The organism is Streptomyces cinereospinus, assembly GCF_042430725.1.
In the GTDB taxonomy this organism is placed as follows: Bacteria; Actinomycetota; Actinomycetes; order Streptomycetales; family Streptomycetaceae; genus Streptomyces; species Streptomyces cinereospinus.
Genome location: NZ_JBHMCY010000034.1, coordinates 39298 through 64122, shown reverse-complemented (window position 1 = coordinate 64122; position 24825 = coordinate 39298). Strand labels below are relative to the sequence as shown.

The window sequence follows — 24825 nt, the reverse complement described above, 5'->3', positions numbered from 1 at the left end:
GGTTCCGACGGGCTGAGGTGGGGACACCGACGTGCGTATGCGTTCTTTCGTGGGGGCCGTCTGCGGCGCCCTGGCTCTCTCCGCGTTCGCCGCTCCGGCGGCCCAGGCGGAGGAGAACCCGATCACGTTCTCCAGCATCGCGATCAACAGCGGCCGGCCGCTGGTGGTGGGTACCGGCACGCCCCGGGCCTTCCGCGTGCACTACAGCGTGCACCACGGCCACGAGCTGTACTTCACCCAGGCGACCCTGTACGCGGGCGGCTTCGACTCCTGGAGCGCCTCGACCAGCCCCGTCGCCCAGCCCTCCTGCCGGGACCTGAGCGCGACCGTCGCGCGCTGCGAGCAGACCCTGGCGATCGACCCGAAGACGTTGACCGACAACGGTGTCGCGGGTACCTGGCACGTCTACCTCCAGGCGGTGGACAGCGAGCACAACGTCGTCGGCAAGGGCGGCCTGTACCCGACCGCGGTCAAGCGGGCCTCCACCCTGGCCCACACCGCCGCCGGCCCGGAGCCGGTGGTGAAGGGCGAGACCCTGACCGTCACCGGCAAGCTGGCGCACGCGGACTGGCACACCCACACGTACGTCGGGCGGTCCGGCAGGACGGTGGAACTGCAGTTCCGGCCCGTCGGGGGCTCCTACCGCACGGTCAAGACGGTGCAGACCGGCAGCGGCGGCGCGCTGAGGACCACCGTCACGGCCTCGGCCGACGGTTCCTGGCGCTGGCTCCACAAGGGCGACTCCACCGTCAACGGCGCGGTCGCCGTCGGTGACGCGGTCGACGTCAAGTAGGCGGTACGCGAACGGCGACGAGGCGCCGGGCACCCACCAGGGGCCCGGCGCCTCGCCGTTCCGGGCCGCCGCGGGGGAGGACCGGCCGGGCCGCGCGCCCGCACGGCAGGATGGCCACCGCAGGTCCCAGCACCCCGGCACGCGGCACCGTTCGGTGAGCGTGCCCACGTCGCAGGAGAAGGAGCAGCATGAGCGAGCCCGCCGCCGTCGCCCGCCTGACCCTCGAACTGACCGCCGGTGTCCGGCCCGACGGCCTGGAGGACCTCTACCGCGATCTGCACCGCCACCCCGAACTCGCCTTCCGGGAGCACCGCACCGCCGCCCGGCTGGCCGGCCGGCTGCGCGCCGCGGGATACGCGGTGACGGAAGGGGTCGGCCGGACCGGTGTCGTCGGGGTGCTCGCCAACGGGGACGGGCCGGTCGTCTGGCTGCGCGGCGACATGGACGCGCTGCCCGTCCGGGAGGCCACGGGCCTGCCGCACGCCTCCACCGTCGACGGTGTGATGCACGCCTGCGGCCACGACCTGCACGTCACCTGGCTGATCGGTGCCGCCGAGGCGCTCGCGGCCGGCCGGGAGGGCTGGTCGGGCACGCTCGTGGTGGTCGGCCAGCCGGCCGAGGAGTCCGGCGGGGGAGCGGCGGCCATGGTCGCCGACGGGGCGCACGAGCGCTTCCCGCGCCCGGACGCGCTGTTCGGCCAGCACGCCGTGCCCGGTCCCGCCGGTCTGTACGCGCACACCCCCGGCCTGATCATGTCGGCCTCCGACGACATCGACGTCGTCGTGCACGGCGTCGGCGGCCACGGCTCACGCCCGGAGACGACCGTCGACCCGGTGGTGACCGCCGCGTACATCGTCACCCGGCTGCAGTCGGTGGTCGCCCGTGAGGTCGCGGCGGCGGAGTCGGCGGTGCTGACGGTGGGGCAGTTCCACGCCGGGACGCGGGCCAACGTCATCCCGGCCGAAGCCCGGCTCGCGCTCAACCTGCGCACCCAGGACCCCCGGGTGCGCGAGCGCGTCCTGGCCGCCGTGCACCGCGTGGTCACCGGCGAGTGCCAGGCCGCCGGCTGCCCGCGGCCGCCCGGCGTCACCGTCCGGCCCGGGTACCCGAACACCGTCAACGACGCGTTTCTGGACCAGGAGATCGCGTCCGTGCACCGCGCGCTGTTCGGCGCCCCCGGCGTCCTCGACTTCGGCCCGGCGATGGGCAGCGAGGACTTCTCCCTGCTGGCGCCGGCGGGCGTGCCGTACGACTACTGGTTCGTCACGACCACGCCGGCCGAGGTGTGGGAGGCGGCGCCGGGCGAGGGCCTGCTGGAGCGGCTGGGCAACGTCCCGAGCAACCACAGCCCACTGTTCGCGCCGGACCCGCAGGTGCTCGTCCCGGGGGTCCGGACCCTGGTGTCGGCGGCGCTGAGCCGACTCGCGTAGCCGAGCCCGGGCGACGCGGTCCGCGGGGTCCGCGGGTGGTCCGTGGCGGGGCTGCGGGATCCCGGGCGCGTCGGGCGGCAGGAGCGGCACCGGGCGGGGCCGGTACGTGGTCCGTGGCGGGCTGCGGATCTCCGGGGTGCGGCACCGGGCGGGGCTGGTACGTGGTCCGTGGTCCGTGGCGGGCTGCCGGGACCCGGGTGCGGCACCGGGCGGGGCCGGTCCGTGGTCCGTGGCGGGCTGCCGGGACCCGGGTGCGGCGGGCCGTGAGTCCGGCGCCGACATCGCCGTGGTGACGGGTCAGTCCCGGGCCGGTGCTCGGTCACGCGGACCGGCGCAGACTGTCCTCGGCCACCTTCTCGTCCAGCGCCGCCCGCACCAACGCGGCGGCGAGCACGGCCGGTTCGGTGTCGCCGGCGAGCTTCAGCAGGCGGTCCGGGTCCTTCGGCAGGCCGAGCCGCTCCGCCCCGGACAGCGCCTTGGCGTCCAGGTACGGAGCGGCCTCGGGCCAGACCCGCTGGACCTCGCGCAGGAAGATGTCGGCGCCCGTGGGTCCCACCCCGGGGATCTCCTGGAGCAGCCGGCGCAGGGCGGGAACCCCGCCGCCGGCCTCCGCGCGCAGCCGCCGCAGATCGCCGCCCCAGCGCTCGGTCAGCAGTTTCGCGCCGTCGCCGAGCTGGGTGGCGGTGCGCTCGTCGTAGCGCCGGTAGCCGCCCCGGCCCAGGGCGTCCACCCGGTCCTGCCAGCCGGCCCCGGCCATCCGGCGCGGGTCGCGCAGTCCCGCCTCGTGCAGGGCGCGCGCCGCCGCGACGGCCACCGAGGCGCGGATCCGGGCGCTGAGCAGCAGGGACAGTACCTGGAGCCGGTACAGCGGCTGCGGCGTGTCGCGCAGCCGGATGCCCGCCTCCTCGGCGTACGTCCGTCCGTGCGCGGACAGCAGTTCGCCCACCACGCGCCGGGCCCGGTCGTTCATGGCTTCAGCGGGTCGTGGCCCAGGGTCATCAGCTGGTGCCGGTGCCGGGTCTGTTCCGGCTCGGGCTCGTTCGCCACGTCCGCCCGGGCGCTGACGGAGTCGACCACCTCGTACATCACCCGTACGTCGGCGTCGGTGAGGTCGGTGCGCCGCTTCTGCAGGATCGCGAGCACCTGCTGCCCGGTGCCGGTGCCGGCCTGCTCCGGCAGCGGCTCCGCGTCCTCGCCGGCGTCGCGGACCCGCAGCCAGGCGGCCAGTTCCTGCGAGGTCATGTTCACCACGCGGTGGAAGTCCTCCCACAGCGCGTCGAGTTCGAGTGCGTCGGTCATGGGGTCTCCTCCCTTGCTGTCGTTGCTGCTCTCGCCCAGGTGAGTGACGGCCCGAGCAGGTCCACCGGGGGATCCCGCAGCGCCTCGCGGGCGACCCGCCGGGCGGCGTCGGGCAGGGTGCTCCCGGCGGCGGTCATGATGCCGTGCTTCCTCTCACGCCCTGCCTGGCCTCCGCGGTGCGCAGCAGCGCGGCGCGTTCGTGCTCGCCCGTCCCGCCCCACACGCCCGAGGTCTGCCCGCTGCTCAGCGCGTACTGCAGACACTGGGTGACGACCGTGCACCGGGCGCAGACGCGTTTCGCGGCCGCCATGTCCCTGAGCGCCGGTCCCGTCGTGCCCACGGGGAAGAACAAGTCGGGGTCCTCATCCACGCAGGCGGCTTGCCGCAACCACTCCATGCGGGCGCGGGTGCCCCGGGCGAACCGGTGCAAACGGCATGGGTCAGCGCCCGAGCGCCCGGTCCAGGAATTCGGTCACGTCGGTGAAGACCTCGGTCTTGTTCATCTCGTGGAAGACCTCGTGCCGCGCGCCGGGGTAGATCCGCTCGGTCAGCGCGCCCCCGCTCAACCGCTCCACGCCCGCCCGGCTCCCGGCCAGCGGCACCAGCCGGTCCTCGGCCCCGTGCAGCCACAGCACCGGCAGCGCGCCCACGTCACCGCCCTCGGCCACGTCCCGCAGGGTCCGGGCGAAGGCCTTCAGCGTCGGCCGCTTCATCGGGCCGTGCCACACCAGCGGGTCGGCGGCGTAGGCGGCCTGGACGGCCGGGTCGCGGGAGAGGGCGGCCGGGTTGACGGGGATGTCGGGGATCTCGTCCTGGGCGAGCAGCCGGCCGGGCGTGTCCCAGGTGCCGATCACGGGTCCGGACAGGACGAGCGCGGCGAGCGCGCCGCCGTGGCGCTGGGCGTAGCGGGCCGCGACCAGGCCGCCCATGGAGTGGCCGATCAGCGCCAGCGGCACCTTCGGATACGCCGTCCGGGCCCGCTCGGCGACCGCGTGCAGGTCGGTGACGACGTCCTCGAAGTCCGTGATCACCACGCGCTCGCCGGCGGACCTGCCGTGCCCCATGTGGTCCGGGCCGAGGACGGCGGCGCCGTGCGCCCGCAGGACCTCGGCCAGTTCCTCGTACCGGCCGATGTGCTCGCCGTAGCCGTGCGCGACCAGGGCGAGGAAGGCCGGCGCCGGGTGCGGCCACTCGCGGGCGGTGACCGTGCCCCGGGTTCCGGCCAGGGCGTGCACGCGGATGTCGGCCATGGTTCCCCCAGTGCGTCGGTGAAGACCTCCACGGATCTTCCCAGGGCGGGGCCCCGCGGTCTATAGTCCAAAACTAGCAGTGCTAATTAATCCTTGGAGCTGCCGGTCCAGCTCCCGGTCAGGAGGCCTGTCGTGCGTCCCGTCCACTTCGCGGCCGCCCGCCGCACCCCCCTCGGCAGACTGCGCGGAGCCCTGTCCCCGGTCCGGCCCGACGACCTCGCCGCGACCGTCGTACGCGGCCTCGTCGCCGACGTGCCCGCGCTCGACCCGGCCCGCATCGACGACGTCTACTGGGGTGCCGCCAACCAGGCCGGCGAGGACAACCGCAACGTCGCCCGGATGGCCGTCCTCCTCGCCGGCCTGCCCGAGTCCGTCCCCGGCGCCACCGTCAACCGCCTGTGCGCCTCCGGCCTCGAAGCGGTCACCCTCGCGGCCCGCACCATCGCCGCCGGCGAGGCCGACGTCGTGCTCGCGGGCGGCTCCGAGTCGATGAGCCGCGCCCCCTTCGTACTGCCCCGCCCCGACGAGGCCCTGCCGCACCGCATGGAGACGGCCGACACCCGCCTCGGCTGGCGCCTGGTCAACCCGGCCATGGGGGAACGGCACGGCCTGCTGTCCATGGGCGAGACCGCGGAGGAGGTCGCCGAGCGGTACGGCGTCCCGCGCGAGCGCCAGGACCAGTTCGCACTGCGCAGCCACCGGCTGGCCGCCGACGCCCGCAGGAACGGCTGCTTCGACGACGAGATCCTGCCGGTACGGCGCCCCGACGGCGTGCTGGTCGACAGCGACGAGTGCGTCCGGGAGGACACGTCGTACGAGAAGCTGGCGCGGCTGAAGCCGGTCTTCCGCGCGGGCGGCACGGTGACCGCGGGCAACGCGTCGCCGATGAACGACGGAGCCGCCGGGCTCCTGCTGGTCAGCGAGGAGGCGCTGACCGAGCTGGGCCTGGAGTCGCTGGGCCGCTACGTCGCCGGAGCCTCCGCCGGCGTCCACCCGGACGTGATGGGCATCGGGCCGGTCCCCGCCACCCAGAAGGCGCTGGCGCGCGCCCGGTGGGGCGTCGCGGACATCGAGGAGGCCGAGTTCAACGAGGCGTTCGCCGCGCAGGCCCTCGCCTGCGTGGACCGCCTCGGCGTCGACCCCGCACGGGTCAACCCGACCGGCGGCGCGATCGCCCTCGGCCATCCGCTCGGCTGCTCCGGCGCCCGCATCCTGACCACCCTGCTGCACCGGATGCGCCGCACGGGCGCGGCACGCGGGCTGGCGACCATGTGCGTGGGCGTGGGACAGGGAAGTGCCGTGCTGGTGGAGCGGCACTAGCACGCGCAGCGGGAGCAGGCCGCAGCCGCACGTCATCCGCGGCCACGACGTCTTCTCCGGCCACCTCGGCCGCCCCGAGGCCACCGCCGAGGCGCTCGTCGACGGCTGGTTCCGCTCCGGCGCCCTCGGCACCCTCGCCGCCCTGCTCGCCGAGAACGCCCGGCGCCGCCCGGACCGCACCGCCCTCGTCGAGGGCGACCTGCGGCTGAGCTTCGCGCAGGTGTGGCAGTGGCCCTCGGCCGGGCCGGCGCCCTCGCCGGGATCGGCGTGCGCGCCACGGGCGCGGACCTCGACGCCGCCGGGCTCACCGAGTGGTCCGGGGAGCTCCTGGGCCGGCACACGTACCCGCGGCGCGTGGAGGTCACGGACGCCCTGCCGCTCGGGCCGCGCATGAAGGCGCTGAAGCGGGAGCTGCGCACGCGGCACGCCTGACGGCGGCGGAGCGCCGCGGCGAGCGGCCCGGGCCGCCAGGCGGGACGCTCCTGACGGCGGCGGATGCGTGGGCATAGCATCGGTGTCCGCATGGACACGATGACGCTCTGGCACCTGACCGGCTGGGAGTTCGCCGCCCTCGCCTTCGCCGCGCTCCTGGTCGGCTTCTCCAAGACCGCCGTGAGCGGGGCCAACACGGTCAGCCTGGCCGTCTTCGCGGCGGTGCTGCCGGCCCGCGCCTCCACGGGGGTGCTGCTGCCCATCCTCATCGCCGGGGACGTGCTCGCGGTCCTCACCTACCGGCGGCACGCCCACTGGCCCACGCTGTGGCGGCTGTTCCCGGCGGTCGCGGCCGGGGTCGCGGTGGGCACGCTGTTCCTGGTGTGGGCCGACGACGGGGTCGTCCGGACGTCAATCGGGGCGATCCTGCTGCTGATGGCGGGCGTGACCGTGTGGCGCCGGCGCACCGCGGGGGCGGCGGAACCGGAGCCGGACCCGGTCACCAGCAGGGCGGGCCGGATCAAGGCCCGCTCGTACGGCGTCCTCGGCGGTTTCACCACCATGGTCGCCAACGCGGGCGGCCCCGTGATGTCGCTGTACCTGCTGTCGGCGGGCTTCCGGAAGCTGGGGTTCCTGGGCACGTCGGCGTTCTTCTTCCTGATCGTCAACGTCTCCAAGGTGCCCTTCAGCGCGGGGCTGGGGCTGATCGACGGGCGGTCCCTGCTGCTCGACGCGGCGCTGGTGGTGTTCGTGGTGCCCGGGGCGCTGATCGGCAAGTGGGCGGTGGACCGCATCGACCAGCGGTTGTTCGAGCAGCTCGTGATCGCGGCGACGGTGCTGGGCGGTCTCCAGCTGCTGCTGCGCTGACGCCGGGTCCGGGCCGGCCGCACCGACGGGGCCGGGCGGCAGGCCGGCCGCGGCACCTCGTACGCTCGGCGGCATGTCCCCCCACGTGCTGGTCCTCGGCGGCACCACCGAGGCCCGCGAACTCGCCGCCGCTCTGACCGCCCGCGCGGCGGTGCGGGTCACGACGTCGCTGGCGGGGCGGGTGGCGCGGCCCGGGCCGGTCGACGGCGAGGTGCGCGTCGGCGGGTTCGGCGGCGTGGCCGGGCTGGCCGAGTGGCTGCGCGCGCACGACGTGTCCGCCGTCGTCGACGCCACCCACCCGTTCGCGGCGGAGATCACCGCGAACGCGGCCCGCGCCGCCGCCCGGACCGCGGTGCCGGCCCTCGTACTGCGCCGGCCGGGCTGGCGGCCCGGGCCGGGGGACGACTGGCATCCGGTCGACTCCCTGGACGCGGCCGCGCGGCTGCTGCCGCGGCTGGGCCGCCGGGTGCTGCTGACCACCGGCCGCCTGGGCCTGGCCGCCTTCGCCCACCTCACCCGGCCGCACTTCGTCGTACGGTCCGTGGAACCCCCCGCCCCTCCACTGCCGCCGCACGTCGACGTCGTCCTGGCCCGCGGGCCGTTCACGGTCGCCGACGAGTCGGCGCTGCTGCGTGAGCACCGGATCGACGTGGTCGTCACCAAGGACAGCGGGGGAGCGGCGACGGCCGCCAAGCTCACGGCGGCCCGGGAGCTCGGCGTGCCCGTCGTCATCGTCCGCCGCCCACCGCTGCCACCGGGCGCGACGGCCGTCCCGGACGTGCCGGGGGCGCTGGCGTGGCTCACCTCGGAGCTGGGGCTCGGCCAGGGGGAGGACGCCGCGACGCCCTGAGACGCCGCGGCACCTCGCGCCCACCCCCGTGGAGCGCTACAGCACCTTGCGGTGCACCAGGGCCGACAGCACCAGGGCGCCCGGCAGCAGCGGCAGCCACACCGTGATGACGCGGTAGGCGATGACGGTGGCCGTCGCCAGGCCCACCGGTGCGCCGAACGCGGCCATCGTGAACACCAGCGCCGCGTCCACCGGCCCGATCCCGCCGGGCGCGGGTACGGCCCCGACCGCCGTACTGGCGATGAGCAGCGCGAGGACGACCTGCGCCCAGGACAGCTCCAGTCCCAGCGAGAAGCCCACGGTGGCGATCACGCTGCCCTGCAGCAGCGGGGTGGCGGCGGCGCCGCCCCACAGGGCGAGGACGCGGCTGGGCCGGGTGTGCAGGATGCGGGCGTCGGTGAGCGCGGTGCGCAGGAAGCGGGCGGCCGGGCGGCGCAGGACGGGCACGACGGCCAGCAGGCAGCCGGCCGCCACCAGGGCGACGCCCACGCCGCCGGCCACCACGAGGAGGGTCCGGTCGTCGGGGACCAGTTCGCCGAGGCGCAGCACGCCGGGGAAGGCCACGAGGAAGACGATCAGCACCGCCGTCTTCGCCACCGGCCTGACCAGCGAGTACAGCGCGATCGACGCGGTGCCCCGGGCCAGGGGGATGCCCTGGCCCCGGAGGAAGCGCAGGGTCACCGCGTGCGCGCCGATGCCGGCGGGCAGTACGTGGTTGGCGGCGCCGGCGGCGAACTGCGAGGCGAGCAGCAGCCCCGGCGGCAGCCGCTCGGGGACGGCCCCCTGGCGGACCACCGCGGCGGCGACCCAGCCGAGGCAGGTGAAGAGCAGCGCGGCGAGCAGCCAGCCGGGGTCGGCGGCGGCCAGCCGGGCGGCGCCGACCCGCACGGAACGTGCGTCCACGGCGGCCCAGCCGCCGATGAGCAGCAGCGGCAGCACGGTGAGACCGTGCCGGGCCAGACGGGAGCGGCGTTCGGCGGAGGGGGAGCGGACGGGGGCGGGGGAGGGGAGCGCGCTGGGGAGAGCGGCGGCGGGCCGAAGCAGGGACACGGCGTACGTCGTCCTTCCGCATCGCGCCCGGAAGGAGCGGGGCGGACGGATGCAAGGCGAGACAGGTGGGGACGGCCGAAACGTGCCCGCCCGGTATGACGGCCCGGTGTCGTGCAGCCGACGCGGCGCCAGCGCGCAGCGCAAGAAAGCGGCGGTACCGGTGTCCGCCCGGTGCGTGCGCGCCGGGGACGTGCGACGCGGGCGTGCGCGGGACGGCCGTACGCTCCGGTGCGCCGCCGTGCGCCCCCCCGCGTCCACCTCCTCCGGATCCTCCGGGCCCTCGAACTTCTCCGAGCCCCCGGGCTACCAGGGCTCCCCGGACCCCCGGGCTCTTCACGTCCTCCCGGGCCTGCCCGGCGCCCCCCAGTCCTCCGGTCCTCCGGTTCCCCGGAGGGCTACCGCTCCCCGGGGTTGCGGCGCAGCAGATAGGTGTCCATGATCCAGCCCTTGCGCTCCCGGGCCTCGGCGCGCAGCCGCTCGATGCGCGGCGCGGCCTCGGCGATCGGGCCCGCGGCGAGGATCTCGTCCGGCGTGCCGATGTACGCGCCCCAGTAGATGTCGATGTCCTGGTCGGCGTAGCGCCGGAAGGTCTGGTGGGCGTCGAGCATCACCACCACGTCGTCCACGCCCTCGGGGAACCCCTCGGCCAGCCTCCGGCCGGTGGTGATCTGCACCGGCCGGGCGACCCGGTTCAGGCCCGTGCGGTGCCGGGCGACGAGCGCCGAGACACTGCTGATGCCCGGCACCACCTCGTAGTCGAACGCCACCGTGCCGCGCGCCCGGACCTCCTGGAGGATGCCGAGCGTGCTGTCGTACAGCGCGGGGTCGCCCCAGACCAGGAACGCGCCGCTCTCGTCCTCGCCCAGCTCCTCGCCGATCAGCCGCTCGTAGATGTCGGCCCGGGCGCTGCGCCAGTCGCCGACCGCCGGTGAGTAGGCCGGGCCGCCCGCGCCGCGGTCCCGCTCCGGGTCACGCGCCTCGACCAGGCGGTAGGTGCCCTGCGGCAGGTGCGCGTCGAGCATGTCCGTGCGCAGCCGGGTCAGGTCGGACTTCACCTCGCCCTTGTCGAGCAGGAAGAACACGTCCGTGCTCCGCAGCGCCCGGACCGCCTGAAGGGTCAGCTGTTCCGGGTCGCCCGCGCCGATACCGATGACATGAATCTTTCGCACCCCCGCAGTCTGCCGCACCCCTCCGGCACCGGGCCCACCGCCTCACGCCCGGCGGCCCGGCACCGCCTCACCGCCCCGCAGCGCCGGCGCCCGCGCCCCCGCGTCCACCGCCGCGCCGCGCTCCACGTCGGCGGCCAGTGCCCGCGCCCACTCCGCCAGACCCGGCAGATCCAGGTGGTACGGCCGCTCCCGCCCGGTCCGGGCCGCCCACTCCTCCAGCGCGCCCGCCCCGCGGCGCAGCAGCCGGGCGCCTCCGGTCACGTTCCCCCGGGCCGCGTGTGTCAGTCCCACGGCCAGCTGGGCGAGGCCCCGCCACAGGGTGCGCTCCTCGCCCGGACCCGACTTCCAGGCGTCCTCGAAGACCTCGTGGGCGTGGAACGGCCTGCCCGCGGCGAGCAGGGCCTGCGCCTCGGTGACCGTCTGCTCCGGGGTCCGCACGATCCCCTCGGGCTGCCGGGGCACGCCCGGCGCGCCGTACGGCAGGGGCCGTCCGAGCCCGTCGCGCGGCCGCGCGTTGCGGGCGCGGCCCTCGCTGTCGCGGTCGCGTGCGCCGGTCCGTCGTGCTTCCGGTGTGCTGGCCATACCGCGATTGTCCCGCCTCCGGTCCCGCTTCGGCGCGTCCGGGGGTGTGGGGTAGAGTGCTGTCCGCGCGATCACGCGGCTCTGCCGCGGTGGGGCGCACCGGGACGTGGCGCAGCTTGGTAGCGCACTTGACTGGGGGTCAAGGGGTCGCAGGTTCAAATCCTGTCGTCCCGACGGTTCGGCGAGGGGTCATCCGATGGATGGCCCCTCTTCCGTCGGCCGACGCCGTTTCCTCCCTCGCGGCCCGGCGACGGATGGTACAAGCGGGGTATGACCGACGAGTTACTCCCCCGCCGCCCGGGCGGCGCCCGATGGCCGCCGGTGCCGACACCCCGGACCGCCGCGGCCGCACCGGGCTCGACCGGACCGGCCGGGACCTGACCGGCAACCCCCGGGTGAAGGTCCGGGACGTGAGACTGCTGTCCAGCCACTGGTACGTGGAGCGGACCACCACCTTCGACCACCGGCACGCCGACGGCACCTGGAGCACCCAGGAGCGCGAGACGCACGACCGGGGCGACGGCGCCACGATGCTGCTGTACGACGCCGGCCGCGAGACCGTGCTGCTCACCCGCCAATTCCGCTTCCCGGTCCACGTCAACGGGCACCCCGACGGCATGCTGGTCGAGACGCCCGGCGGGCTGCTCGACACCGCCGACGAGCACCCCGAGGAGGCCGTGCGGCGGAAGGTGGTCGAGGAGACCGGGCACACCGTCGGGGCCGTCCAGCACGTCTTCGACGTCTACATGAGCCCGGGCTCGGTGACCGAGCGCGTCAGCTTCTACGCCGCCGCCTACGGGCCGTCGACCCGCACCCACGCGGGCGGTGGGCTCGGCGCGGAGGGCGAGGACATCGAGATCCTCGAACTGCCCTTCCGCAGGGCCCTGGAGATGGTCCGGTCCGGCGAGATCGCCGACGCCAAGACCATCATGCTGCTGCAATGGGCGGCGCTCGAAGGGCCGTTCGCCCGGCGGTGACGGAAACGGTCGTGACCTGGCGCGCGCTTACCGGCACAGCCGTGCGCGGCCCCGGTCCGGCGTCCCCAGCGACCTCTCCCCGGACGGCAGCCCCGGCCACGCGGGCGCCGCACCGCTCGGCTGCCTGCGGGCCGGACCGGCGCTGACCCTCGTCGCCCACTCGCCGCTGCCGGGCGAGGCGTACGCACGCGAGGACAAGCCGGTGCCGGCCGACTACGGCCACCCCGGCACGCCCGGCCGGCCGTGCCGCACGAGGTGACGCGGGAGAACGGCGCCACCGTCGACCAGGTGGTGCCGGCCTGGCAGCCGGGGGCGGAGCTGCCGGTGGTCCCGCTGTGGTCGGGGCCTGGTCGGTGGCGCAGCTGGAGGAGAGTCCGCGGCCGTGGAGCTGGAGCTGTCGGCGGAGCAGCGGGCCCGGCTGGACGCGGCGCACTGGCGAGGGCGGAGCCTTCCGGCCCTGCGGCCCTTCCGGCCCTGCGGCCCTTCCGGCCCTGCGGCCCGGTGGCGGGCGCGGGCGGCACCCGGTGCGTCCGGACGCGTTGCGTCCGGACATCGGGACCTGCTTGCATCGTCCACACCGGACGGGACCCCGACTGGTCCGACCCTTTCCGGGTGTGGTGCCGCTCGTCCCCGCCCGGCGTACCGCCCGCTCCCGAAGGGACCCCCTGAGATGGCCGACACCCCCGCCCTCGACCGCATCCGGGTCGGCTCGGCACCGGACTCGTGGGGCGTCTGGTTCCCCGACGACCCCCACCAGGTCCCCTGGCGGCGCTTCCTCGACGAGGTCGCCGAGGCCGGCTACTCCTGGATCGAGCTGGGCCCGTACGGGTACCTGCCGACCGACCCGGCCCGACTCACCGACGAGGTGGACCGGCGCGGCCTGAAGGTGTCGGCCGGCACCGTCTTCACCGGCCTGCACCGCGGCCCGTCCGTCTGGGACGCCACCTGGGAGCACGTCAGCCGGGTCGCCGCCCTCACCCGGGCCATGGGCGCCCGGCACCTCGTGGTCATCCCGTCGTTCTGGCGCGACGACAAGACGGCCGAACTCCTGGAGCCGCCGGAGCTGACGGCCGAGCAGTGGGCGTACCTGACCCGGGGCATGGAACGCCTCGGGCGCGAGGTCAAGGAGGCGTACGGCCTCGACATCGTCGTGCACCCGCACGCCGACACCCACCTCGACACCGAGGACCACGTCGAGCGCTTCCTCGACTCCACCGACTCCGGCCTGGTCAACCTCTGCCTGGACACCGGTCACTACGCCTACTGCGGCGGCGACAGCGTCAAGCTGATCGAGACGTACGGCGAGCGCGTCGGCTATCTGCACCTCAAGCAGGTCGACCCGGAGATCCTCGCGGACGTCGTCGCCGGCGGGGTGCCGTTCGGGCCCGCCGTGCAGCGCGGAGTGATGTGCGAACCGCCCTCCGGCGTCCCCGAGCTGGAGCCGGTCCTCACGGCCGCCCAGAACCTGGGCGTGGAGCTGTTCGCGATCGTCGAGCAGGACATGTACCCCTGCGAGCCGGACCGGCCGCTGCCGATCGCGGTCCGCACCCGCCGGTTCCTGCGGTCCTGCGGGGCCTGACGGCCGGGGTGCGGCGGCCGGTCCGGCTCGGCCACGGGCCGCCGCCGCCCTCGCACCGCCAGCGCCCCGCCCGCCACGGCGAGCACGAACCCGGCGGCGGCCGCCCCGATCGGTGCCGTCCGGCCCACCGCGCGCAACGGTGCGCCGTCCGCCTTCGCCCGCTCGACGGCGAACCTCCCGTAGGTCCGGACCGGACGGCGCGTCTGCGCACCGGTGGGACAAACCAGTTGCGGGCACCGCTCAGGGACACACGAGAATGGCGCACACCCCGCGCCCGCCCCCGGAGGCCACGTGATCTTCCGTACCCTCGCCGCAGCCGACCTGGACCGCGTGCTGGCGCTGCTGCCCGCCGGCCAGGCCGGCGTCTGGGCCGACGCCGACGCCTACCGCGCGGGGCTCGCCCAGGGCGAGTACCGGCCGGAGTGGACCTGGCTCGCCGAGGAGGGCGGTGCGGTGCATGCCGTGGCGGCGTGGTGGGGCCACCCGGGTGACGAGCGGCCCGGCGCGCTCGACACGCTGAACGCCGTCGCGTCCGGGGCGCGCACGGACCTCGCCGCCGGACTCCTCGCCGCGGCCCACGCCGCCTACGGGGGGACGCCCCCGGACTTCCACCTGCTGCTGCCCGCCGACTGGCGGGAGCGGCCGGACCTCGTCGCCGACCTCGGCTGGCGGCAGGAGGCGGCCCGGCGCGCCGGCCTGACCGAGGCCGTCGAGCGGCTGCGCTACGAGTGGACGCCCGCGAGCGGCGTCCCCGCGCCGCCCCGCAGGCTGCGCTTCTGGCCCGAGGCCGACGACGAGGTGTTCGTCGCCCTCTTCCGCCGGGTGCTGGACGGCACGCTCGACGCCGCGTCCCGCGCCGGGGCCGCGGCGCTCGGCGCCGAGGCGCAGGCCCGGGCCGACGTCGCGTTCTACCGCGACTCGATGCCGGGCGAGCGCTCCTGGTGGCGGGTGGCCGAGGACGCCGACGGCCGTACCGTCGGCTTCGCGCTGCCCTCCCGCAACACCGGCTCGCACGTCGTCGGCTACCTCGGTGTCCTGCCCGAGCGGCGCGGCCACGGCTACGTCGACGACCTGCTCGCCGAGATCACCCGCATCCTCGCCGAGGAGGCGGGCGCCGAGGCCGTCCGGGCGGACACCGACCTGACGAACCGGCCGATGGCCGCCGCCTTCGACCGCCTCGGCTACCGCACCTTCGCGCGGCGGCTGGTGCTGTCCGCCGCTTGAGGGCGCCGGGTGCCGTCGTCCGGGTGCGCTCGGCGGGCGCGGGCCGGTGGCCTGTGCGAGATGGCCGACTGAGGAGGCCGGTGCGCGTCGCTGTCCCGCCCCTGTGCCGCTCGGGTACCCGCCCCGGCCTCCCCGCCGTGACGTCCCGCGACCCGGGGGTCAGACCCGACGGCCCCGCTCCGGACCGGCCGCCCGGCGCCGGGCCCCGTCGGTGACGTGTACGCCCTGCCCGTCAGCGAGCGGGCGCTGCCGGAGTACCGGGTGCCCGAGGGCGTGCCGGACGCCCGCGCGGGTCCGGGCGCTGATCCTCGGCGAGCTCAGCGTGGACGGCGACGCCTCGCGGAACCCGGCGGCCTTCTGCACCACCTGGACGGAGTCCGAGGCGCACCGGTGCCGGGTGCCCGCCGGGAAGGCCACGCCGGGCCTCGGGACCCGGCCGGGGACGGTGCGCGGCGGCCCGGTGCGCTGCCGTTCTGGCCGGCATGAACGGCCAGCACGCAGGACCAGCACGCAGGACCGGCACGCAGGACCGGCACGCAGGACCGGCACGCATGGTCGGCACGGACCCCCGGAACAACCGGCGCGGAACGGCCGGCAGCCACGGACGACCGGCCCGTGCCGCCCCGCGCCGCAGGCGGCGGCCGTGTGACATCGGCGCGCTCCTGGGCGCGCCCCGGCGTGTATCCCCGCCGGCCGGGCCACCGCTGCCTACCGTCTCGCCCATGCGGAAGCCGATCCCGGACGGCGGGCCCGAGCGGCTGGTGGCACTCGCCGACGGCGTGTTCGCCATCGCCATCACCCTGCTCGTCCTGGACCTGTCCGTGCCCCGGGGCCTGGACTCCGCGCAGTACCTCGACGCGTTGCGCGAACTGCTGCCGGACCTCGGGGCGTACGCGCTCAGCGCGGCGGTGCTCGGCGGCTTCTGGCGCGACCACCGCAGGATCTTCCGCCCCGTCCGGCAGGTCGACGGCCAGGTCGTCTGCCTGTCCCTGCTCGGTCTGGGCGTCGCGGCCCTGCTGCCGTTCCCGACCCGGCTGCTCGCCGACTACGGCGGGGAACCAATCTCGCCCGCGATCTACGGGCTGGCGGTCGCCGCGCTCGGCGCCTGTCACCTCGGGCTGGCCGTGCTGGTGGCCCGGCGCCCCTGGCTGCGCGACGGCCGGCCCACCGACGTGGGCACCGGACGCGACCTGCTCGACCCCGTCGTGACGGTGGCCGTCTTCTCCCTCACCGTGCCGCTGACCGTGGTGGCCGGATCGGCGGCCATGCTGTGGTGGCTCGTCCTGATCCCGCTCCGGATCTGCGCCGGCCGGCTGGCCCGCCGGGCGCCCTGACCGCGCGGTCAGCCGCGCGCGTCCACGGCGACCCAGGTGCCGCTGCGCGCGGAGCGGGCCATCGCGTCCAGGACGACGGCACTGTGCACGGCGTCCGCAGGCGTCGCCCCGTACGGGACGCCCTCGGCGATCGAGCGCAGGAAGCGGTGGGCCTCGATCACTTTCAGGTCGTCGTAGCCCATGGCGTTGCCGGCGCCCGGCTGGAACGCGGCGAACTCGCCGTGGCCCGGGCCGACGTACACCGTGCTGAGGGGCTGGTCCTGGTAGGCGGTGCCCCGGCCGACCCCCAGTTCGTTCATGCGCCGGAAGTCCCACCGCACCGCGCCCCTGGTGCCGTGCACCTCGAAGCCGTAGGCGTTCTGCTCGCCCACCGAGACCCGGCAGGCCTCCAGGACGCCCCGGGCGCCGGAGGCGAAGCGCAGGAGGCAGCTCGCGTAGTCCTCGTTCTCGACCCGGCCGGGCACGCCGCCGGCGGCGCGGGAGTGGCCGGCGGTGGCGGCGGCGGGGCGGGCCCGCTCCGGGACGAAGACGGCCGTGTCGGCGACGAGCGACGCGATGTCGCCGAGCAGGAAGCGGGCCAGGTCGGCGCCGTGCGAGGCCAGGTCGCCCAGGACTCCGCTGCCGCCCCGCGCCCGCTCGTACCGCCAGGTCAGGGCGGAGTCGGGGTGGGCCGCGTAGTCGCTGAACAGCCGGAACCGGGCATGGGTGACCGTGCCCAGCTCCCCGGCGGCGATCAGCTCGCGGGCGGTCTCGACGGCGGGCGCGTTGCGGTAGGTGAAGCCGACCGCGCCCCGCACTCCGGCACCGGCCACCGCGCCGGCCACCGCGCGGGCGTCCTCGGCCGTCAGGCCGACCGGCTTCTCGATCCACAGGTGCTTGCCGGCCTCGGCCATCGCCACGCCGATCTCGCGGTGCAGGAAGTTCGGCGTGGTGACGCTGACCGCCCGCACGCGCGGGTCGGCGGCCACCGCGCGCCAGTCCCGGGTCGCGGTGGCGAACCCGTACTGCTCGGCGGCCCGCTCGGCCCGGCCGGGCACCTCCTCGGCGACGGCCAGCAGCTCGGGGCGCAGGGGGAGGTCCGGGTAGTGGTGCGGCAGGCGGGCGTACGCCCGGGTGTGCACCCGGCCCATCCAGCCGAACCCGACGACGGCGACCCCGAGCGTCCCCATGACAGCGCCCCTCTCGGTCGGTGCACGGCTGCCCCGGCCACGATCAGCGGCCGCCCGCCCCGCTGTCAACGCCGGGCAGGTCGACGGCGTACGCCTGGTGGAGCGTGCCGTGCACCGTCCGTGCGGTGCGGTCGCCCCCGCGCAGCACGGCCATGCCGCCCGGTCCGGCCCGCAGCGTGGCCCCGCCGGCCCCCCTCGATCGTCGCCGCCCCGCTGAGCACCGCGAACCTGAACCGGAGGTGCGCCAAAAAGTCCAACACAGTTGTTGACAATTTTGTTCGGCCGGATCTACGTTCGACAGGCACTCACCGAGGGAGGGGCGCGATGCCGGAAGAAGGCCGTCCGAGCACCGGAGAGCACGCCAAACGGCTCGCGTCGACGCGGCTGCGGCAGGCGATCCTGCGCGGCGAGATGGCACCGGCGCAGCGGCTGGTGGAGAACGAACTCGCCGAGCAGTTCGGGGTGACCCGGGCGAGCATCCGGGCGGCACTGATCGATCTGGAGGCACAGGGCCTGGTCGAGCGGATCCGCAACCGCGGTTCGCGGGTGCGGCCGGTGACCGTGGACGAAGCGGTCGCCCTCACGGAGTGCCGCATGGCCCTGGAAGGGCTGTGCGCGGCGAAGGCGGCCGTCGCGGCCGGCGACGAGCAGCTCGGCGTACTGACCGACCTCGGCACGGCCATGACCAAGGCCGTCGCCGACGGCGAGCCGCTGACGTACGCCGACCTCGACCACGACCTGCACGCCCGCATCCGGGAGTTCTCCGGCCAGGCCACGGCCGTGGAGCTGCTGGAGCGGCTCGACGCCCGACTGGTGCGCCACCGCTTCCGGCTGGCGCTGCGGCCGGGGCGCCCGCAGCGGTCCCTGAACGAGCATCTGGCCCTGATCGAGGCGATCAGGGCCAGGGACCCGCAGGCGGCCGAGACGGCCGTCCGGGCCCACCTCGCCGGCGTGATCGACGCGCTGCGCGACTGACGCACGCGGGGCGGGTGCCCACCACTCCGGCAAGGCAGGGAGTGCCCTGCCGCCCCACCGCACCTGTGGGACTACCGCACGGACCTCGCGGTGCGGCGCGGCGTCCGGATCAAACGCGACGCGGGCCCCCGCCTGGGCCCCGCCCGCCACACCATGACCGAGGCGCACCCTGCGCCCCCACCACCAGATCGCCAAGGAGCCGGCATGAGCGGCGTGATCGTCACCAACCCGCCGAAGGCCGACGCGGAGGACGTCGCGGCGCTGGCCGGCTTCGGCGTGGCCACCGTCAGCGAGGCGATGGGCCGCACCGGCCTGCTCGGCACCGAGCTGCGCCCCATCCAGCAGGGCGTGCGGGTCGCGGGCACCGCCGTCACCGTGCTCGGCTGGCCCGGAGACAACCTCATGATCCATGCCGCCGTCGAGCAGTGCGGTGCGGGCGACATCCTGGTCGTCACCACCACCTCCCCGTCCACCGACGGCATGGCCGGCGAGCTGTTCGCGACCGCCCTGCGGCAGCGCGGCGTACGGGGCCTGGTCATCAACGCGGGCCTTCGCGACACCCAGGAGCTGCGCGAACTGGGCTTCCCCGCGTGGGCGCGGGCCGTGTCCGCGCAGGGCACGGTGAAGGCCACCGGCGGCTCGGTCAACGTGCCGGTCGCCATCGGCGGCCAGGTCGTGCGCCCGGGGGACGTGATCCTCGCCGACGACGACGGCGTGGTCGTCGTCCCGCGCGAACGCGCCCGCGAGACGGTGCGGAAGTCCGAGGCCCGGGAGGCGGAGGAGGCCGAGGCGCGGGCCGCGTTCCTCGACGGCGAACTGGGACTGGACCGCTACGGGCTGCGCGGCACGCTGGAGCGGCTCGGCGTCACGTACGTCTCCTACGAGGAGTACTCCGGCCCGCCCTTGGGGGAGCACGCGGGCGGGGAGGCGGGCTCATGACGTTCCAGGCGGTGCCCTGTCTGCTGATGCCGGGCGGCACCTCCCAGGGCGCCTGCTTCCTCGCCGCCGACCTGCCCGCCGACCCCGGCCTCCGGCCTGTGCGCGGTGGTGAACGGCGTCGGGGGCCGTCCCCGTGCCGAGGACGCTCCCGCCCGAGTCGCTCAGCTTCCGGGCCCTTCTATCGCCTCTCGCTTATATAAGCGGAGGCTGATACGTTTGCCGCCATGCACGCCTTCGATGTGCTCGGCGACCCCGTCCGGCGCCGCATCCTGGAACTGCTGGCCGACGGCGAGATGACCTCCGGTGCGGTCGGCGAGGTCGTCCGGGCGGAGTTCGGGATATCCCAGCCCGCGGTCTCACAGCATCTGAAGGTGCTGCGGGAGAACGGCTTCGCGACGGTCCGCCCCGAGGGCACCCGCCGCCTGTACGCGGTGCGCTCCGCGCCGCTGCGGGACGTCGACGCCTGGCTCGACCGGTTCCGCCGCTTCTGGACCCCACGCCTGGACGCCCTGGCCACCGAGCTGGCCCGTGGCGGGCGCGAGCGCCGGCTGCGCGGCGCCGACGACCCCCCGAGGAGAACCACATGACGGACGTCACCCACCAGATCAACGCCGTGCGCCGCCAGGTCGGCCGGCGCGTCTTCCAGGCCGGCGAGGCCCGCGTGGTCACCGTGAGCCAGACCTACGACGCCCCGCTCGACGACGTCTGGGACGCCTGCACCGACCCCGAGCGCCTGCCCCGCTGGTTCGCCCCGGTCACCGGCGAGCTCCGGCTCGGCGGCCGCTACCAGGTGCAGGGCAACGCCTCCGGCACCGTCGAGCGCTGCGACCCGCCCAGGAGCTTCTTCGCGACCTGGGAGTACGGCGGCGAGGTCAGCTGGATCGAGCTGCGCCTCACCCCCGAGGGCGACGGGCGCACCCGCTTCCGGCTGGAGCACATCGCCCACGTCGACGACGAGCGGTGGGCGCAGTTCGGGCCCGGCGCGGTCGGCGTCGGCTGGGACCTGGCGGTCATGGGCCTCGCCCGCCACCTCTCCGGCGCACCCGCCGTCGACCCCGCCGAGGCGGAGGCCTGGTCGATGTCCGAGGAGGGCGTCCGCTTCGCGACCCTCAGCAGCGACGCCTGGTACGCCGCGAGCGTGGCGTCCGGCGAGCCCGAGCGGGCGGCGCGCGCGGCGGCGGACCGCACCACCGCGTTCTACACGGGCGCGGGCGAGCCCGGCACCGGCGAGTAGCCGGGCGGGCGGCCCCGGGCGGGCGGGCCCGCGCTGCTGTTCGCGCGAACCGGTCGCCGCGCCGTATGAGGTAGGGTTTACCTGCGCGTTCACCCGGAACCCGGGTGCCGGCGCACCGGGACGTGGCGCAGCTTGGTAGCGCACTTGACTGGGGGTCAAGGGGTCGCAGGTTCAAATCCTGTCGTCCCGACGGTGCGAGAGAGGGCCTTGCCCCACTGGGGTGGGGCAAGGCCCTCGCCGTCCCCCGTCCGGGCCCATCGCTCCGTGCCCCACCCGGCCGGTCATGGACGCGTCCATGGCGTCCGATGAAGACGACTCCCCGCGTCGCGCGCCGGAGCGGTCTCGCAAGCGCTTCGACCTCGCCCACTCGTGGACCAACACGGCCGCGGGGACTGGTGGCCCTCGCCCTGTCGGAAGGGCGTCCGCCTCGCGACCCTCGGGGGCCGGGCTCAGCGTGGAACCGGTACGCGAGAGCGGTGGACCCCCCGCCTTCTTCCGGGACGGGACCGGCTCCTTCAGCTACGAGGCGAAGACGAGGACGCTGACCTGCCAGCGGGTGGCGGACCCGAGCCCGCTGGTGGTGAGCCGCGACCGTCCCCAGCAGCCGCTGACGCTGTTCGACGCCGTCGGACGGAACTTCGCACCCGGCCGGTACGAGGGGTGGCCGACCCTGGAGCGGGCCAGTGGGCGCGGACCCCTCACGAGCCGCTTCTGTCTCCTGGTCGCCGAGGAGGCCTTCGCGAAGACCGGGCAGTTCGTCCACCGGGACTTCCGCGACGACGTACCGGCCGGCCGCGCGCCGGACGGCGCCACGGCCGACGGCTGCTACCGGCTGTCACCGGTGTGACACGGCCCCACGTCAGCGGGCCCGCCGGCCGCGCAGCAGCCGCCACACGACCCAGGCCTGGGCCAGGCCGCCGGCGGCCAGCATCGCGACGTACGCCGCGGGCGAGGCGGGTATCGCCAGCAGGGGGATCGACACGGGCAGGGTCAGGGCGATCAGCCACACCCCGCCCAGGCCCGCGTCGCCCGCCGCGCTCAGCGTGCCCAGCCAGGCGGCGACAGCGACGACGAGGGCGGCGTATCCGCCGGCCACGAGCAGGGCGGTGTCGCCGCGGGTGTAGGAAGCGGCGGTCTGCCGGGGCGAACGCATGGGGATCTCCTCCGGTACGGGACGGTGTACCCCCACGGGTACCCCCGCCCGGTGCTCCGAGGCCCCCGGGCCCCGACGCGCGCCGTGGCGTGGTCGGAGCCCGTCACCCTCCCCCGAAGGTGACGGACCCCGACCGCTCCCCCGGTGCCGGACTGTGGTCCAGCCGTCCGTGTGGCGCGGGGCCCGGCGCTCACCAGCACATGACCGCCGTCTCGCCCGGACCCCACGAGGAGTACAGGCGCACACGGACGAAGTAGCGGCGGCCCTTGACGAGCCGGGCCCGGACAGCGGCGTTGCCGGGCGTGCCCCCGTCGTCCTGCCCGGCCAGGTAGCGGGGTTCGCCGTCCCGCTCCTCGAAGACCACCACGACGGTGTCGCTGTCGCCGAAGGCGGCCACCGTGTACGCGCGGGTCTGCGGCGGCTCGAGGACGAAGTCGGCCTGCCCGCCCGGCCCCAGGCCGAGCGGCGCCGAACGGAACGGCTCCAGCGCGGGCGGCCGGTGCGCCGGGCCGGCCGGCGGGTACCAGCGCAGGACGAACTCCTTGTCCAGGGCGGAGAGCGCGCCGGGCGGGTTCAGCCCCGCGCGGAACTGCTCGGGCTCCAGGATCAGCCCCGGCGGGAACGGAAACTCCATGATCGACTGCGGGTCCCAGACGGAGCCGTTGACCTCGTCCGGGTCGAGCTTGCGCAGGATGTTCAGGAAGGTACGGTCGCGGTTCCAGAAGTTCGGCGGGCCCGCCAGCTCGTCGTAGACGGCCTCGTCGTCCCAGTGGATACCGGCGAACGGGCTCTGGTGCTCGTGCAGCATCCCGAGCGCGTGCCCGATCTCGTGCAGGGCCGTCCCGCGCTCCTGCGGCCCGGTCAGGTCCCAGCCGAAGTTCATCGTCCGTTCGCCCAGCCCGACCCGCAGCGCGTCCCGGCCCACGGTCGACCACGAGCCGTCGCCCGGCTGGAAGCCGATCCGCAGCTCGGCCTCCGCCCGGTCGTCGACCTCGCGGAAGGTGACGCCGATGCCCAGGCCCTGCCACTCCTCGAAGCACTCCCGGACGACGTCCTGCTGCTCCTTGGCCCCGCCCCACGGCACCCGCCGGGTCTCCGCGGTCCCCGGCACGGGGATGACGGAGCCGTCGGTGTCGCCGGCGAAGAAGTAGTAGTGCAGCACCGTGCCGTTGACCCACATCCGGCGGCCGCCGGCGAGCGCACCGCGCCGCTCGGCGGTCAGCCCCGGAGCGAAGACGGGGGCCGACGCCTGCGCGAGGGAGCAGTAGCGTCCGGGCATGCGCACAGACTGCCGCCGACCGCCCACGGGACGCCTGAGTCGGGGGCTACTCAAGTCGCCCTGTATCAGGAGTGAGTAGGGACGCTCTAGTTGACGTGACGACTTACGAACAGGATGCGAAGACGCTGGAGCTGCCCTGGCCGTTCACCGGCCGGGAGGAGGAACTCGCCCTGGTGCGCCGCTCGCTCGCGGCCGGCCGGCCCGGCATCGTGGTGACCGGACCCGCCGGGTGCGGCAAGTCCCGCCTGGTCACCGAGGCCGTCCGCGGCACCGACTGCGTCCGGGCGGCCGGCACGCCCGAGACCCGCGGCATCCCCTTCGCGGCCTTCGCCCACCTGCTGCCCGAGCAGGTCACCCTGCACCGGGCGGTGCGCCTGCTGTCCGGCGTGCGGCTGCTGCTGGTCGACGACGCGCACCTGCTCGACGACGCCTCCGCCGCCCTGGTCCACCAGCTCGCCGTGCACGGCCGCACCCGCCTGCTGGTCGTCGCCCGGGACGCCGCGCCCGTGCCCGGCGCGGTGTCCCGGCTGTGGACCGGCGAGCTGCTGCCCCGGCTCGCCCTGGAGCCGCTGCCCGCGCGGGAGACGGAGGAACTCCTCGCCCTCGGCGCGGGCGGCCCGCTGGAGCCGCTCACCGCGCACCGGCTGCGCCGGCTCGGCCAGGGCGACCTGCGGCTGCTGCGCGACCTGCTCGGCGCGGTGCGCGACGGCGGGCTGTTCACCCCCGTCCCGGGCACGGACGAGCGGGCGTGGCGCGGCCCGGTGCCGGTCACCGCGACGGTCCGCGACCGGGTCGGGCCCGCCCTGGACCGCACCGCGCCCGCCGAACGCGAGACCCTCGACCGCCTCGCCTTCGCCGAACCCCTCCCGCTTCCCCTGGACTCCCTCGGCCTCGGCATCCTCGAACGCCTCGAACACGACGGCCTGGTGCACGTCGACGACCACGGCGCCGTCCGCCTCGCCCACCCGCTGCTCGGCCCCGTCCTGCGGGCCACGGCCGGGAAGCTGCGCGCCCGGCGCCTGGCGGGCGCGCCCGGCCGGTGCGACGCCGCCCTCGCCGCGGAACGGACGGTGCTGCTGCGCCGCGTCGAGCAGGCCGACGTACGGCCGCCGGCGACGCCCGTGGGGGAGTGGCTGGTGGCCGAGGGCGTCCCGGTGCCGGCCGGGTACGCCGCCGTGCGGGCGCGGTGCGCGCGGCTCGCGGGCCGGCTGCGGGAGGCCGCGGCATGGGCGCGGGAGGGGCTGCAGGCCACGCCGGGCGACGCGTCGTGCCGGACCGAACTGCACCTCGCCACCGCCCAGTCGGGCGTACCGGCCCCGGACGGGCAGGAAGGGGAGAGCGGCGCCGCGGCCGTCTGGGCGGCGGCCGCGCGCGGCGACCTGGGCCGGGCGCTGGCGGCGGTCGACGCGGACAGCGCGTACGAGGCCGTACGGCTCGGCGCGCCGGAGGGCGCCGCCGGCCGGCTGCACGGCGTCTTCGCCGAGCACCCCGACGCGCTGGCCCGCGGCGACGGACCCGCCCTGGACCGGGCCGCCGGCCGGCTGGAGGAGCGCGGCTTCCTGCTGTTCGCCGCCGAGGCGCACGCCCAGGCGGTACGGGCGCACCGCGACCCGCGCGCCGCGCGCACCGCCCGCACCCGCGCCGTCGCCCTCGCCCGGCGCTGCCAGGGCGCCCGCACCCCCGCCCTGTCCGGCCTCGCGCTCGGTGGACTCACCGCCCGCCAGCGGCAGATCGTCACCCTCGCGGCCGCCGGCCTCAGCAACCGCCAGATCGCCGAGCAGCTCACCCTCTCCGTCCGGACCGTCGGCAACCACCTCTACAGCGCCTACGCCCGCCTCGGCGCCGGCGACCGGGCGGCCCTGCCGTGGCTGGTGGAACTGCCGGACGCGCAGCCGGCGTAGGGCCGGTCCGGCCGTTCCC

Annotated in this window: 27 protein-coding genes, 2 tRNA genes and 1 pseudogene; 19 read left to right on the top strand and 11 right to left on the bottom strand. The window is 75.9% G+C overall.

Translation table 11 applies throughout. From position 1 onward, the window contains the following. The first annotated feature begins 31 nt into the window (after nt 1-31). Nucleotides 32-793 carry a calcium-binding protein gene (locus ACFF45_RS19140; RefSeq protein ID WP_381347529.1) on the top strand — a complete coding sequence of 254 codons (762 nt, stop codon included), beginning with the start codon at nt 32-34 and terminating at the stop codon, nt 791-793. Between the two features lie 188 nt (nt 794-981). After that, a complete protein-coding gene (locus tag ACFF45_RS19135) occupies nt 982-2223 on the top strand; it encodes an amidohydrolase (protein WP_381347527.1) in 1242 nt (413 codons plus the stop codon). Nucleotides 2224-2542: 319 nt separating this feature from the next. On the opposite strand, the gene ACFF45_RS19130 is transcribed toward ACFF45_RS19135, so the two are convergent. From ACFF45_RS19130 to ACFF45_RS19110, 5 genes are read right to left on the bottom strand one after another with little or no spacing between them, the layout of a single operon-like run. Further along, entirely contained in the window at nt 2543-3193 is a 651-nt protein-coding gene (locus ACFF45_RS19130; RefSeq protein ID WP_381347525.1) for an HhH-GDP family DNA glycosylase, read from the bottom strand. Then, the gene (locus ACFF45_RS19125; protein ID WP_381347523.1) at nt 3190-3522 is read right to left on the bottom strand and encodes a DUF3140 domain-containing protein; all 333 of its coding nucleotides are present in this window, start codon (nt 3520-3522) and stop codon (nt 3190-3192) included. Before ACFF45_RS19125 ends, ACFF45_RS19130 begins: the two co-directional genes overlap by 4 nt. Beyond that, nucleotides 3519-3659: a hypothetical protein gene (locus ACFF45_RS19120; RefSeq protein WP_381347521.1), complete on the bottom strand. Its 141-nt coding sequence runs from the start codon at nt 3657-3659 to the stop codon at nt 3519-3521. Before ACFF45_RS19120 ends, ACFF45_RS19125 begins: the two co-directional genes overlap by 4 nt. After that, nucleotides 3656-3919: a WhiB family transcriptional regulator gene (locus ACFF45_RS19115; protein ID WP_381347519.1), complete on the bottom strand. Its 264-nt coding sequence runs from the start codon at nt 3917-3919 to the stop codon at nt 3656-3658. Before ACFF45_RS19115 ends, ACFF45_RS19120 begins: the two co-directional genes overlap by 4 nt. A 43-nt stretch (nt 3920-3962) precedes the next feature. After that, nucleotides 3963-4772, bottom strand: a complete 810-nt coding sequence (locus ACFF45_RS19110) for an alpha/beta hydrolase (protein WP_381347517.1) — start codon at nt 4770-4772, stop codon at nt 3963-3965. 132 nt (nt 4773-4904) lie between these two features. Here ACFF45_RS19110 and ACFF45_RS19105 point away from each other — a divergent pair, with 132 nt between their 5' ends. The 4 genes from ACFF45_RS19105 (at nt 4905) to ACFF45_RS19090 (ending at nt 8241) form a co-directional block, all read left to right on the top strand. Beyond that, nucleotides 4905-6092, top strand: coding sequence for a thiolase family protein (locus tag ACFF45_RS19105; protein ID WP_381347515.1), 1188 nt, complete (start codon nt 4905-4907; stop codon nt 6090-6092). 105 nt (nt 6093-6197) lie between these two features. Next, nucleotides 6198-6524, top strand: coding sequence for a hypothetical protein (locus ACFF45_RS19100; protein ID WP_381347558.1), 327 nt, complete (start codon nt 6198-6200; stop codon nt 6522-6524). A gap of 90 nt (nt 6525-6614) precedes the next feature. Then, a complete protein-coding gene (locus ACFF45_RS19095) occupies nt 6615-7391 on the top strand; it encodes a sulfite exporter TauE/SafE family protein (RefSeq protein ID WP_381347513.1) in 777 nt (258 codons plus the stop codon). Nucleotides 7392-7464: 73 nt separating this feature from the next. Next, nucleotides 7465-8241, top strand: coding sequence for a cobalt-precorrin-6A reductase (locus tag ACFF45_RS19090; protein ID WP_381347511.1), 777 nt, complete (start codon nt 7465-7467; stop codon nt 8239-8241). 36 nt (nt 8242-8277) lie between these two features. Here ACFF45_RS19090 and ACFF45_RS19085 read toward each other — a convergent pair whose 3' ends face one another. The 3 genes from ACFF45_RS19085 to ACFF45_RS19075 all read right to left on the bottom strand — a co-directional run bounded on the left by ACFF45_RS19085 (nt 8278) and on the right by ACFF45_RS19075 (nt 11042). Further along, the gene (locus ACFF45_RS19085) at nt 8278-9291 is read right to left on the bottom strand and encodes a lysylphosphatidylglycerol synthase transmembrane domain-containing protein (protein ID WP_381347509.1); all 1014 of its coding nucleotides are present in this window, start codon (nt 9289-9291) and stop codon (nt 8278-8280) included. A gap of 395 nt (nt 9292-9686) precedes the next feature. Beyond that, on the bottom strand, nt 9687-10460 hold the full coding sequence (gene cobF / locus ACFF45_RS19080; protein WP_381347507.1) for a precorrin-6A synthase (deacetylating): 774 nt from the start codon (nt 10458-10460) through the stop codon (nt 9687-9689). Between the two features lie 42 nt (nt 10461-10502). Continuing rightward, the gene (locus tag ACFF45_RS19075) at nt 10503-11042 is read right to left on the bottom strand and encodes a DUF309 domain-containing protein (RefSeq protein ID WP_381347505.1); all 540 of its coding nucleotides are present in this window, start codon (nt 11040-11042) and stop codon (nt 10503-10505) included. A 100-nt stretch (nt 11043-11142) separates the two neighbouring features. On the opposite strand from ACFF45_RS19075, the gene ACFF45_RS19070 reads away from it, so the two are divergent. From ACFF45_RS19070 to ACFF45_RS19045, 6 genes and pseudogenes are all read left to right on the top strand, one after another. Next, nucleotides 11143-11216: transfer RNA gene (locus tag ACFF45_RS19070), tRNA-Pro, on the top strand. A gap of 137 nt (nt 11217-11353) precedes the next feature. Beyond that, complete coding sequence (locus tag ACFF45_RS19065) at nt 11354-12019, top strand: NUDIX domain-containing protein (RefSeq protein ID WP_381347503.1); 666 nt, start codon at nt 11354-11356, stop codon at nt 12017-12019. A gap of 28 nt (nt 12020-12047) precedes the next feature. Continuing rightward, nucleotides 12048-12452 (top strand): annotated as a pseudogene (locus ACFF45_RS19060) (aldo/keto reductase); the annotation flags it as partial. Between the two features lie 237 nt (nt 12453-12689). After that, entirely contained in the window at nt 12690-13598 is a 909-nt protein-coding gene (locus ACFF45_RS19055) for a sugar phosphate isomerase/epimerase family protein (protein WP_381347556.1), read from the top strand. Between the two features lie 291 nt (nt 13599-13889). Further along, complete coding sequence (locus ACFF45_RS19050; protein ID WP_381347501.1) at nt 13890-14822, top strand: GNAT family N-acetyltransferase; 933 nt, start codon at nt 13890-13892, stop codon at nt 14820-14822. Between the two features lie 722 nt (nt 14823-15544). After that, nucleotides 15545-16156, top strand: a complete 612-nt coding sequence (locus ACFF45_RS19045) for a TMEM175 family protein (RefSeq protein WP_381347499.1) — start codon at nt 15545-15547, stop codon at nt 16154-16156. A gap of 8 nt (nt 16157-16164) precedes the next feature. Here the strand turns inward: ACFF45_RS19045 and ACFF45_RS19040 are convergent, their stop codons facing one another. Beyond that, nucleotides 16165-17325 carry a Gfo/Idh/MocA family protein gene (locus ACFF45_RS19040; protein WP_381347497.1) on the bottom strand — a complete coding sequence of 387 codons (1161 nt, stop codon included), beginning with the start codon at nt 17323-17325 and terminating at the stop codon, nt 16165-16167. A 324-nt stretch (nt 17326-17649) separates the two neighbouring features. Here ACFF45_RS19040 and ACFF45_RS19035 point away from each other — a divergent pair, with 324 nt between their 5' ends. From ACFF45_RS19035 to ACFF45_RS19010, 6 genes are all read left to right on the top strand, one after another. Further along, on the top strand, nt 17650-18300 hold the full coding sequence (locus tag ACFF45_RS19035; protein ID WP_381347495.1) for a GntR family transcriptional regulator: 651 nt from the start codon (nt 17650-17652) through the stop codon (nt 18298-18300). A 204-nt stretch (nt 18301-18504) separates the two neighbouring features. After that, nucleotides 18505-19239: a 4-carboxy-4-hydroxy-2-oxoadipate aldolase/oxaloacetate decarboxylase gene (locus ACFF45_RS19030; RefSeq protein ID WP_381347493.1), complete on the top strand. Its 735-nt coding sequence runs from the start codon at nt 18505-18507 to the stop codon at nt 19237-19239. A 224-nt stretch (nt 19240-19463) separates the two neighbouring features. Beyond that, a complete protein-coding gene (locus tag ACFF45_RS19025; RefSeq protein WP_381347491.1) occupies nt 19464-19826 on the top strand; it encodes an ArsR/SmtB family transcription factor in 363 nt (120 codons plus the stop codon). Next, nucleotides 19823-20473, top strand: a complete 651-nt coding sequence (locus ACFF45_RS19020; RefSeq protein ID WP_381347489.1) for an SRPBCC family protein — start codon at nt 19823-19825, stop codon at nt 20471-20473. Before ACFF45_RS19025 ends, ACFF45_RS19020 begins: the two co-directional genes overlap by 4 nt. A 116-nt stretch (nt 20474-20589) precedes the next feature. Then, nucleotides 20590-20663: transfer RNA gene (locus ACFF45_RS19015), tRNA-Pro, on the top strand. 264 nt (nt 20664-20927) lie between these two features. After that, nucleotides 20928-21320: a hypothetical protein gene (locus tag ACFF45_RS19010; RefSeq protein ID WP_381347487.1), complete on the top strand. Its 393-nt coding sequence runs from the start codon at nt 20928-20930 to the stop codon at nt 21318-21320. Between the two features lie 12 nt (nt 21321-21332). Here the strand turns inward: ACFF45_RS19010 and ACFF45_RS19005 are convergent, their stop codons facing one another. After that, complete coding sequence (locus tag ACFF45_RS19005; RefSeq protein ID WP_381347485.1) at nt 21333-21626, bottom strand: SCO4225 family membrane protein; 294 nt, start codon at nt 21624-21626, stop codon at nt 21333-21335. Nucleotides 21627-21816: 190 nt separating this feature from the next. Then, nucleotides 21817-22905: a beta-glucuronidase AbsR1 gene (gene absR1 / locus ACFF45_RS19000; protein WP_381347483.1), complete on the bottom strand. Its 1089-nt coding sequence runs from the start codon at nt 22903-22905 to the stop codon at nt 21817-21819. A gap of 95 nt (nt 22906-23000) precedes the next feature. Here absR1 and ACFF45_RS18995 point away from each other — a divergent pair, with 95 nt between their 5' ends. Next, on the top strand, nt 23001-24806 hold the full coding sequence (locus ACFF45_RS18995) for a LuxR family transcriptional regulator AbsR2 (protein WP_381347481.1): 1806 nt from the start codon (nt 23001-23003) through the stop codon (nt 24804-24806). Nucleotides 24807-24825 lie beyond the last annotated feature (19 nt).